Annotated in this window: 10 protein-coding genes; 2 read left to right on the top strand and 8 right to left on the bottom strand. The window is 70.6% G+C overall.

The window, feature by feature from the left end; all coding sequences use genetic code 11:
• Window positions 1–3: 3 nt before the first annotated feature.
• From FE256_RS09740 to murI, 5 genes are all read right to left on the bottom strand, one after another.
• The gene (locus tag FE256_RS09740; RefSeq protein WP_138175119.1) at window positions 4–921 is read right to left on the bottom strand and encodes a cation diffusion facilitator family transporter; all 918 of its coding nucleotides are present in this window, start codon (window positions 919–921) and stop codon (window positions 4–6) included.
• A gap of 85 nt (window positions 922–1,006) precedes the next feature.
• On the bottom strand, window positions 1,007–1,816 hold the full coding sequence (locus FE256_RS09745; RefSeq protein WP_252370967.1) for a glycosyltransferase family 2 protein: 810 nt from the start codon (window positions 1,814–1,816) through the stop codon (window positions 1,007–1,009).
• Window positions 1,817–1,842: 26 nt separating this feature from the next.
• Window positions 1,843–2,439 (bottom strand): RdgB/HAM1 family non-canonical purine NTP pyrophosphatase, encoded by a 597-nt coding sequence (rdgB, locus tag FE256_RS09750; RefSeq protein WP_138175123.1) that lies wholly within the window; start codon window positions 2,437–2,439, stop codon window positions 1,843–1,845.
• 1 nt (window position 2,440) lies between these two features.
• Window positions 2,441–3,172, bottom strand: a complete 732-nt coding sequence (gene rph, locus FE256_RS09755; protein ID WP_138175125.1) for a ribonuclease PH — start codon at window positions 3,170–3,172, stop codon at window positions 2,441–2,443.
• A gap of 33 nt (window positions 3,173–3,205) precedes the next feature.
• Complete coding sequence (gene murI, locus FE256_RS09760) at window positions 3,206–4,024, bottom strand: glutamate racemase (protein ID WP_138175127.1); 819 nt, start codon at window positions 4,022–4,024, stop codon at window positions 3,206–3,208.
• Window positions 4,025–4,081: 57 nt separating this feature from the next.
• On the opposite strand from murI, the gene FE256_RS09765 reads away from it, so the two are divergent.
• A complete protein-coding gene (locus tag FE256_RS09765; RefSeq protein ID WP_138175129.1) occupies window positions 4,082–5,404 on the top strand; it encodes a nicotinate phosphoribosyltransferase in 1,323 nt (440 codons plus the stop codon).
• 165 nt (window positions 5,405–5,569) lie between these two features.
• Window positions 5,570–6,073: a hypothetical protein gene (locus tag FE256_RS09770; RefSeq protein ID WP_138175131.1), complete on the top strand. Its 504-nt coding sequence runs from the start codon at window positions 5,570–5,572 to the stop codon at window positions 6,071–6,073.
• A gap of 12 nt (window positions 6,074–6,085) precedes the next feature.
• Here FE256_RS09770 and FE256_RS09775 read toward each other — a convergent pair whose 3' ends face one another.
• The 3 genes from FE256_RS09775 to FE256_RS09785 all read right to left on the bottom strand — a co-directional run.
• A complete protein-coding gene (locus FE256_RS09775; protein WP_076490174.1) occupies window positions 6,086–6,352 on the bottom strand; it encodes a DUF3039 domain-containing protein in 267 nt (88 codons plus the stop codon).
• A 48-nt stretch (window positions 6,353–6,400) separates the two neighbouring features.
• Window positions 6,401–7,927 (bottom strand): hypothetical protein, encoded by a 1,527-nt coding sequence (locus tag FE256_RS09780; RefSeq protein ID WP_252370968.1) that lies wholly within the window; start codon window positions 7,925–7,927, stop codon window positions 6,401–6,403.
• Window positions 7,928–7,938: 11 nt separating this feature from the next.
• Window positions 7,939–9,206 (bottom strand): ABC transporter ATP-binding protein (locus FE256_RS09785; RefSeq protein ID WP_502704857.1); only part of this gene is annotated, 1,268 nt, incomplete at its 5' end.

The raw sequence follows: 9,206 nt of genomic DNA on the forward strand, positions 1-9,206 counted from the left end.
GTCCTACGCGTGCTGCGCGTCGTGCTCGACGTGACCGGCGGGTTCGATCTGGAACGTGGAGTGCTCCACGTCGAAGTGGTCGGCGAGGCACTCCTGGAGGGACGCGAGGATGCGGGCGGCGCGACCGTCCGCGAGAGCCTGCTCCTCGACGACGACATGGGCGCTGAACACCGGGGCACCGCGGGTGAGCTGCCACACGTGCACGTCATGCACGTCCACGACGCCCTCGGCCTGACGCAGGTGCTGCCGGATCTCGGCCACCTGCACGCCCGTGGGCGCCGACTCGGTCAGGACCACCACGACCTCGCGCAGCAGACCGATCGCCCGCGGCACGATGAGCACGGCGATGAACAGCGAGGCGATGGCATCCGCTTGCACGAACCCGGTCGTCACGATCACGACCGCCGCGACGATGACAGCAGCCGATCCGATGAGGTCGCCGAGGACCTCGAGATAGGCACCCCGCACGTTGATACTGGTCTTCTGCGCACGCCCGAGCAGCCACATCGACACCGCGTTGGCCAGCAGGCCCACGACGGCGACGACGAGCATGAGCCCGCCCTGGACCTCGGCATCCGCCGGCGCGAGCAGACGCTGCACGGCTTCGAACGCGACACCCAGGCTGAGCACGATCAGCACGATCGCGTTCACGAGCGCCCCGAGCACCTCGGCGCGCTGGTAGCCGTACGTGCGCCGATCGTCGGCCGGTCGCGCGGCGATCGCCGTCGCGATGAGCGCGACGACCAGGGCCGCGGCGTCGGTGAACATGTGGGCGGCGTCCGCCAGCAGGGCAAGAGAGCCGGTGAGGATCGCGCCCACGACCTGCACGACCATGACCGTCGCCGTCAACCCGAGGGCGACGCCGAGCAGACGACGGTGGCTTGCGTCGCGGATACCGCCGGCGGGCGCGTGATCGTGCATGGATCCAGGCTACGTGCGGCCCCGCTCCGGCGCGTGTTTTCGCGGAACTCGGGAATGAGAGCGGATATCGCTCTCGCTCCCGGCCTCAGCGTCGGAGGCCCGCCAACTGGCGCTGGATGGCCCGGTGCGTGTGCAGAGCGGGATACACGCCGAGGAAGACCGCCATCGGTGCGCGAAGCCGCAGATCCCGGATGCCGTGCGAGGAATACGTGTTCTCGAACCGCTCGACGTACTTGCGGAAGTCGCGTGGTCGGTCGTCCACCCGACGCGCCGACATCCCGGCGACCACGCCGGAGTCGTAGCCGATCCGGCATCCCGCCCACGCGAGGTGGATCGCGATGTCGAGGTCTTCGTGCATCACGTCGGCCACGTCGTCGCAGAGATGCGGGCGCACCCGTCGCCAGGCTTCCGCGCGGACGGCCATGTTGCTGCCGAAGAGGAAGACGAAGTCGCCGGCGAGACGCACCTGCAACCGGCGCAAATGATCGTCGATCTGGTGCCCGACCGAACGCAGCGGCAGGTCGTAGTACTCCATCGGTCCCGACACGGCGTCGGTTGCCGGGTCGGCGAACACCCGGGTCACCTGGGCGACCCAGTCCGGCTTCAGCGTCGTATCGGCGTCGATCCGCCCCAGGACGTCGCCGATCGCGACATCCATCCCCGCGTTCCGCGTCGGGATGAGACCCTGCCGGTCGTCCTGGCGGACCAGACGGATGCCGGCACCGGGATTGTCGGCGATGATCGCCGCCACGATCTCGCGCGTGGCATCCGTCGACCTGTTGTCGACGACGATCACCTCGGCCGGCCGCACCGTCTGGGCCAGGACCGCCTCCAGGCACCGCCCGATCACCGCCTCCTCGTTGAAGGCGGGAACGATGATCGACACGGATGGCACGCGATCCACCTCCTGTGTCTAACAGATCAGAGTGTCTGCAAGAGGGGCACCAGGTTGCGGAATGCGCGCGCCCGGTGAGAATGCGCGTTCTTCTCCTCCGCCGACCACTCGCCGACGGTGCGCTCTCCCCCGACGGTCTGGCCGTCGGGGACGAAGATCGGGTCGTACCCGAAACCACCCGGGCCGGCCGGCGCGGTCGCCAGGCGTCCCGGCCAGCGTCCCTCGACGGTGGACTCGGTGCCGTCGGGACGAACGAGCGCGATCACCGAGACGAACTGCGCCGTGCGGTGCGGATCGGCGACGTCCGACAGCTGGTCCAGCAGAAGGTGCAGGTTCGCCCCGGCATCCTTCTGGTGACCGGCCCAGTACGCCGAGAACACTCCCGGCGAACCGCCCAGGACGTCGACGGCGACACCCGAGTCGTCGGCGAGGGACGGCAGCCCCGTGTGCGCGGTTGCCGCACGGGCCTTGATGAGGGCGTTCGCGGCGAAGGTCACTCCGTCTTCGACGGGTTCGGGGCCGTCGTAACCGATCACCTCGAGATCCGGGCGCGTGGCCGCCACGATCGCCTGGAACTCCTCGACCTTGTGCGGGTTGTGCGTCGCGAGCACGATGCGGGCCATGTCAGCCCTCGAGCGCTGCGGTCTGCAGGTCGCGCAGCTGCGCGCAGCCGTTCACGCCGAGTTCGAGCAGCCGGTCGAGCTCGGCCTTGTCGAAGGGCGCGCCCTCGGCCGTGCCCTGCACCTCGACGAAGAGGCCGCGACCGGTGACGACGACGTTCATGTCGGTCTCGGCCCGGACGTCCTCGACGTACGCGAGGTCGAGCAGCGGCGTGCCGTCGACGATGCCGACCGAGACCGCCGACACCGAGTCGAAGAGCACCTCGGAGCGCTGCGCGATGAACTTCTTCTCGCGTCCCCACGCGATGGCATCCGCGAGAGCGACGTACGCCCCCGTGATCGCCGCGGTGCGGGTGCCACCGTCGGCCTGCAGGACGTCGCAGTCGATCACGATCGTGTTCTCGCCCAGCGCCTTGGTGTCGACGACCGCGCGCAGCGCCCGGCCGATCAGACGCGAGATCTCATGGGTGCGACCGCCGACCTTGCCCTTGATGCTCTCGCGGTCGTTGCGGCTGTTCGTGGCGCGCGGGAGCATCGCGTACTCCGCCGTGACCCAGCCCTTGCCCTTGCCGGTGAGCCAGCGCGGGACGCCGTTGGTGAACGAGGCGGTGCACAGCACCTTCGTGCCGCCGAACGTGATGAGCGCCGAACCTTCGGCGTGGGCCGACCAGCCGCGCTCGATCGTGACGGGACGCAGGTCGTCGACGGCGCGGCCGTCCTTGCGGGTGTCGGTCATGGGTCCTCCTGGGAACGGGATGGATGCCGCGGCTCAGCGCGGCAGGTCGATGGCGCCGGTCTGCACGAGCTGCACCTCGCGCACCTCGCGGCCCATGAGTCGGTGCGCCAGGCGCAGGAAATCGTCGGCCGAATCGCCGGTGGCCTCGTAGCGGTGCGCGGGAGCGGCATCCGGTCCGGCGAGCAGGTCGCGCGAGACGAGCTGACGGTAGACGTCCTTCGCCGTCTCGCTGTCGCTGGAGACCAGGCTCACCTCGGGGCCCATCACGTAGCTGATGGCGCCCTCGAGGAACGGGTAGTGCGTGCAGCCCAGAACAAGCGTGTCGACCCCCGCGTGGCGCAGCGGCGCGAGGTACTCCTCGGCGACGGCGAGCACTTCGGGGGAATCGGTGATGCCCGCCTCGACGAACTCCACGAAGCGCGGGCAGGCCTGCGCGAACACGGTCAGCCGCTCGTTCACCTCGAGCATGTCCTGGTACGCGCGGGAGCCGATGGTGCCGACCGTTCCGATGACGCCGATCCGGCCGTTCCTCGTCGTGGACATGGCGGTGCGGACGGCGGGACCGATGACCTCGACGACCGGCACGTCGTAGCGTTCCCGGGCGTCGCGGAGCACCGCGGCCGAGGCGGTGTTGCACGCGATGACGAGCATCTTCACGCCCTGGTCGACGAGAGTGTCGAGCACTTCGAGCGAATAGCGGCGGACCTCGGCGATGGGCCGAGGGCCGTAGGGTGAGCGGGCGGTGTCGCCGATGTAGAGGATCGACTCCCGCGGCAACTGCGCCGAGACCGCGCGGGCGACGGTGAGACCACCGACTCCCGAGTCGAAGATGCCGATCGGCGCGTCGTTCATAGGCGTCCAGCCTACCCGGCGGGCCGGCGGCCACCCGGTCCGCAATAGGCTGGCGCCATGACGCGCAGCACGGCCCTGCACACCGACCGCTACGAACTCACGATGCTCGATGCGGGCCTCCGCGATGGCACCGCGCATCGCCGCTGCGTGTTCGAGGTGTTCGGCCGACGCTTGTCCGGCGGGCGGAGGTTCGGCGTCGTGGCGGGCACGGGACGACTCCTCGACGCCATCCGTGACTTCCGCTTCGGCGACGAGGAGCTGCGGTTCCTGCGCGACAACCGGATCGTGGATGCCACGACCCTCGACTTCCTCGCCGACTACCGCTTCACGGGCTCGATCACCGGCTACCGCGAGGGCGAGATCTACTTCCCCGGCTCGCCGCTGCTCACCATCGAGGGCACGTTCGCCGAAGCCGTCATCCTCGAGACCCTGGCTCTCAGCGTCCTCAACGTCGACTCGGCCGTCGCCACGGCCGCAGCGCGGATGAGCGTCGCCGCGGGCGACCGGCCCCTGGCGGAGATGGGCTCGCGACGAGCCGGCGAGGAGTCGGCCGTGGCTGCCGCCCGTGCCGCGTACATCGCCGGATTCTCCGCGACCAGCAACCTCGAGGCGGGGCGCCGATGGGGCGTGCCGACCATGGGGACCGCGGCGCACGCGTGGACACTGCTGCACGACAGCGAAGAGGACGCCTTCCGTTCGCAGATCGAAGCCCTCGGCACGGGCACGACCCTGTTGATCGACACGTACGACATCGCCGAGGGCGTGCGCACGGCGGTGCGGGTCGCCGGAACCTCGCTCGGCGGGGTCCGCATCGATTCGGGGGATCTCCCGATCGTCGCCGGTGAGGTGCGGACGCTTCTCGACGACCTCGGCGCCCGCGACACGCGCATCACCGTCACGAGCGACCTCGACGAGTTCGCCATCGCTGCCCTCGCCGCTTCGCCCGTCGACAGCTACGGCGTCGGAACGTCCGTCGTCACCGGGTCGGGCACTCCGACCGCCGGTCTGGTCTTCAAGCTCGTCGCGCGCGCGGCGACCGACGGGTCCTGGGTGCCCGTGGCCAAGGCCTCGGCTCAGAAGGCGTCCCACGGCGGACGCAAAGCCGCGTTCCGCACCCTCGACGACGGCACCGCCACGTCCGAATTGATCGTGGTGAGCGACGGGTTCGAGGACCTCTCGACGGCGGCCGAACACCCGGACGCGCGACCCCTGCAGGTACCGCTCATGGTCGCCGGAGAGGCGGATGCCGCGGCGCTCGGTCCCGAGGGCGTCGTCGCCGCTCGCGCCCACCACGCCCGCGTGCGCGCAGAGCTCCCGGTCCGTGCGCTCGCGTTGAGCCGGTCGGACCCGGCCTTGCCCACGGAATACGTCGAGGCCTGACGCGCCGGGCGCGGGCTGCGGGTGAAAGCGTCGCCGTGGCGGGCGAGGATCAGCCGCGGGAACCCGTAGGAGGCTCGCACCTTCCTTAGCGTGGGAACCTCGCCGGGTCGAGGCCGTGCCGCGCGCCGGCTCCCCGAGCTTGCCGCGCACCGAACGGAGAGCCCCATGACCGACGATGCCCCGTCGACACCGCGATCAGCGCCCACGCGTCGCGCCATCCTGACGACCGCGGCGTGGGTCGTTCCCCTCGTCGCCGCCACCTCGGTGCCCGCGTCGGCGCAGTCCGGGGGCAGCGTCCCGGTGTCGAAGCTGCGCATCAACCCCGGATACACGGTGCAGAACGCCTCGAAGTACGACCCCGCCACCGGAACGAACCGCGGCCCGCTCGTGGTCTACGTGTGCGCGAACTACGACCAGGACATCACGTGGTGGCCGAACCCGGACCCGAGCGTCGCGGTGCTGCCGTACACCGTGCAGGTCACGGGCCCGCTGGGATCGTCGACGCTCAGCGGCGCCCTCACGATCACGATCGGCGGCTACGCACAGGACCTGCGGTGGTACCCGGGCGAGAACGACTTCCCGGTGCCGGCCGGCACCTACACGTTCACGCTGGCTCTGTACGGAAGCGACGGGTCGACGTCGTCGACGACGTCGATCACCATCGCGTGAGCGCCGCGCGGATCAGGTGTTGAGCGACTCGTAGATCTCTTTGCACTGCGGGCACACGGGGAACTTCTCGGGATCACGACCCGGGGTCCACTTCTTGCCGCACAGCGCTCGCACCGGCTTGCCCGTCAGTGCGGATTCGAGGATCTTGTCCTTCTTGACGTAGTGCGAGAACCGCTCGTGATCGCCCGGCTCGATGTTCTCCTCGCGGATGAGCTCTTCGAGCTCACGATCCAGGGTCGCAAGACCCCCGCTGTCCGGACGGTCGAGAGGCGTACTCATGATGAGTCAGTGTAGCCGCGGACGGTCCGGCGGGGGTGGATCCGGCCGTCAGGTCGCCTCGGCGAACTCCATCAGCCGGGTGCCGCGGCGTTCGAACTGCGCGGCCCCGATCGCGATCCCCGCGATCAGGACGACCCCGCCGGCCGCCAGCCCTGCCCAGAGCGCCAGGAACGCGTCCGCGGTGTCGGAGGCGACCGCTTGCCAGGCGAACCAGAGCGCGGGGGCTGCGGCGACGAGAGCCCCCGCCATCACGAGGCCTTGGGCCAGGACCCCGCCGGACCCCGTGCGCTGCGGCTGCTGGAACGGGCTGTCGCCCGGCCGCGAGACGGCGTAGGGGGCGACGACGGAGGAGATGCTGGACAGCCCGAGCCCCGACAGGAACAGGGCGGCACACACGCCGACGAGCGCCGGAGCGAATGCCCACCGTCCGTGGACCGCGATCGCGAGCGGGATCGCCACGGCCAGGAGCGGAAGGGCGATGAGCACGACCGGGACGAGCCGCCCGAGTCGATCCGGAAGACCGCGCACCCCGCTGGCGATGTGCATCCACAGCGCCGTCGAGTCGTACGCGAGGTCGTTGTGCGGCAGCCAGCCGAGGAACAGCGCGATGATCGGCGCGGGCAGCAGCACCGCGAGCTCGATCGGGACGCCGGCGACGATCAGCGGAAGGGTCGAGAGGACCGCGGCGATCGGCACGACGACGACGTTCACGACGTAGCGACGATCGCGCAGCCAGTACGAGAGACTGCGCGCCGCGACGGCTCCTCCGGGGGTGCCCGGCAGGAGCGCGAACCATCCGAGGCCCGCGCGCTCGCGCACCGTGACCGGACGCGGTGTGGTGGTCAGCAGGATGCGGACGAGCGCGAACCACGCCGCCGCGAGCAGGGCGACGGTCGCCAGCGCCACGACGACGCTGCCGATCGCCGCACCGGTGCTCGGCGCCAAAGCGATGCTCCATGCGGCGCCCACGGGCGTCCAGGCGAGCACCTCGGCGGCGGACACCAACTGCGTCGGCACGGCGTCCCGCCACTCGAGAGACCCGAAGAAGATGCCGACCGGCACGACCACCACGAGGACGGCGACGAGGTAGACGCCGATGAGCTCACGCGATTGGCGCGGCCGGCGCACGAGGGCCCCGAGCGCCATGCTCACCCGCGCGAGGAGGACGCACGTGACGATCCCGAGCACGATCGAGGTCACGCTCGCCACGACGGACGCGCCCTGCGCTGTCCACGCCACCGCGAGGCTCACGGCGAGGACGAGGACGACCAGCACCGGCACGCTGAGCAGCCCCGCCAGCAACAGCGAGGCCGCGAGGGGACGCGGCTCTGCGCCGACGACGGCGAAGCGCCGCGGATCGAGCGGATCGACGGATGCCGTCACCGGCGGCGCGATCGCGAAACCGAGCGTGACCGCGGAACCCGCGAGCACGGTCACCACCGCCGTCGTCAGCCGGTTCGCGTCGGCGAGAGCGACGACGTTGATGACGGCGAAGACCGTTCCCGCGACCAGCACGAACAGCCCGACCGCACGACGGAGAACGTGATCCCGGTCGCCCCGGAGGGCGCCGAGCATCATCGCGAGTCTTAGGCGGAGAACGTGTGCAACCACTCGAGCCCCTCCACGTCGCCGAGGCCACCCGCGAGCTCGAGGAAACGTTCCTCGAGCGTCGAACCGCCGCGCACCTCGTCGATCGTGCCCTCGGCGAGGACCTGACCGGACACGATCACCGCGACGCGCGAACACACCCGCTCCACGAGTTCCATGCCGTGGCTGGAGAGGATCACCGTTCCGCCGTGGTCGACGTAGGCGCGCAGGATGTCGAGGATCACCGCGCTCGACACCGGGTCCACCGCCTCGAAGGGTTCGTCGAGGACGAGCAGGCGCGGCGAGTGGATCATGGCCCCCGCGAGCATCACCTTCTTGGTCATTCCCGCCGAGTAGTCCGACACCGGACGCCCGAGGGCCTCGACGAGGTCGAAGGCGCGAGCCAGATCCGCTGCGCGGCTTTCGACGACCGGTGCGGGCAGCCCTCGCAAGGCGCCGTAGTACGACAACAGCTGGCGGCCTGTCAGACGATCGAAGGTGCGCAGACGATCGGGCAGGACGCCGATGAGCTTCTTGGCCGCGCGGGACTGGCGTGCCGCGTCGATCCCGTTGATCTCGACCGTGCCGCCGTCGGAGCGCAGGAGTCCCGCGATGATGGAGAGGGTCGTGGTCTTCCCGGCGCCGTTGGGGCCGACGAGCCCGTAGAACGAGCCGGCGGGAACGGTCAGATCGATTCCATCGACCGCGCGCACCTCCCCGAACGTCTTCGTCACGCTGCGCAACCGCAGTGCCGGGACGTCGGCGTCGGCATCGGGCGCCTCGACGGCAACGGCCGACGATGCCGTGTCGGATCGGTCCTCGGAGACCTCGGGCTCAGCGATCACCGACTCCTCGGCCGCCGGCTCTTCGACGACCGGCTCCTCGAGCGGTGCATCCGCCGGCGTCGGGTCCTGACTGATCGTCGAGTCGGAGTCATCCGTCTCGCGCAACCCGAAACCGATGCTCCCGGCACCCGGCTCGGCAGCGAGCTCGTCAGACACCTCGGCCGCCGAATCCTCAGACACCGGCTGGACCGCCGGCTCCGCGGCCACGGGCTCGGGCTCGGAGACCGCCGCTTCGTCGGGCGCGGACTCGGAGGCCACCGCTCCGTCCGTCGCAGCCTCAGCGCCGACCAACGGTGCATCGGCGACCGGCTCCGCGGCCACCGGCTCGTCGGACTCGGTCATCGATTCCGTCGGGGCCACGGAATCGCCGGAGTCGGTCGTCGGTTCCGCGACCACCGGCTCCTCGACGGCCACATCAGCGG

This window comes from Microbacterium sp. 5K110 (assembly GCF_005774735.1).
Taxonomy (GTDB): domain Bacteria; phylum Actinomycetota; class Actinomycetes; order Actinomycetales; family Microbacteriaceae; genus Microbacterium.